Origin of the sequence: Streptomyces fuscigenes, assembly GCF_021556455.1 — a bacterium.
Lineage (GTDB): Bacteria > Actinomycetota > Actinomycetes > Streptomycetales > Streptomycetaceae > Streptomyces > Streptomyces fuscigenes.
In genome coordinates, this window is sequence record NZ_JAKGCV010000800.1 from 1 (window position 1) to 1,083 (window position 1,083).

Consider the following 1,083-nt stretch of genomic DNA (forward strand, 5'->3'; position numbering starts at 1 on the left):
CCCGCGCAACCGACGGCCGCCGCGCTGGAGTCCGCCGTCGTGCCCCGGCCGCGCGGCGAGCGCCCCGGGACGCCGCAGGGCGGCCCCGCCCTCGGCCTGCGGGTCTCCGCCGGGGACATCGCGGCACTGCGCTCCGTGGGCGACCTCTTCCGCAGCCTCGACCAGCGCTACGGCGGCGGCCACGCGCGCCAGGCGCTCGTGCGCTACCTGGAGCACGAGGCGGAGCCGATGCTGCGCGGCGTCTACGGGGAGAGCGTGGGCAGGCGCCTGTTCGGCGCGGTCGCCGACCTCACCCGGCTCGCGGGCTGGACGTCGTACGACATCGCCGCGCACGGCCTCGCACAGCGCTACTTCGTCCAGGCACTGCGGCTGTCGCAGGCGGCCGGCGACCGGATGTACGGCGCCTACGTGCTGGTGACGATGAGCCGGCAGGCCGTCTACCTCAGCCACGGCCGGGAGGCGGTGCAGCTCGCCCGGGTGGCGCAGCAGGGCGTCGGCACGACGGCCCCGCCCGTGGTCCAGGCGCTGCTGCACGCGGCCGAGGCGCGCGGGCACGGCGTCCTCGGCGACGCGCGGGCCTGCGCGTCCACGCTGCTGCGCGCGGAACGGGCGCTGGAGGCGGCGCGGGCGGGCGACGAGGTGCCGTACTGGGCGCGCTTCTTCGACGAGGCCCAGCTCGCCGACGAGTTCGGGCACTGCCACCGGGACCTGGGCCAGTACCGGGCCGCCGTGCAGCACGCGGAGCGTTCGCTGAGCCTGCGCCCGTCGGAGCTGGCCAGGAGCCGGCTGTTCTGCACGGTGGTGCTGGCCACGGCGCGCCTCGGGCTCGGCGAACTCGACCAGGCGTGCGCCCTGGGCGCGGAGGCCGCCCAGGGCGCGTCGGAGATGCGGTCCGTGCGCGCCGTGGAGTACGTACGGGACTTCGAGCGCCGCCTGGAGCCGTACCGGGACGCCGCGGCGGTGCGCACCTACCGCGACCGGGTCTCGGCCCTGCGGTAGGCGCCGCCCGCCGGGGCCCGAGCGTGGCGCGCGACCTCGTGCCGTGGCGCGGGCACACGGCCGAGTGCGTGCCGCGGGCGGCGC

General features: G+C 78.1%; 1 protein-coding gene. It reads left to right on the forward strand.

Annotated features, from left to right (window positions below; all coding sequences use genetic code 11):
* Window positions 1-999, forward strand: a 999-nt coding sequence (locus L1885_RS28655) for an NsdA family TPR-like regulatory protein (RefSeq protein WP_235800048.1), incomplete at its 5' end; no start/stop codon positions are given.
* Window positions 1,000-1,083: the final 84 nt, after the last annotated feature.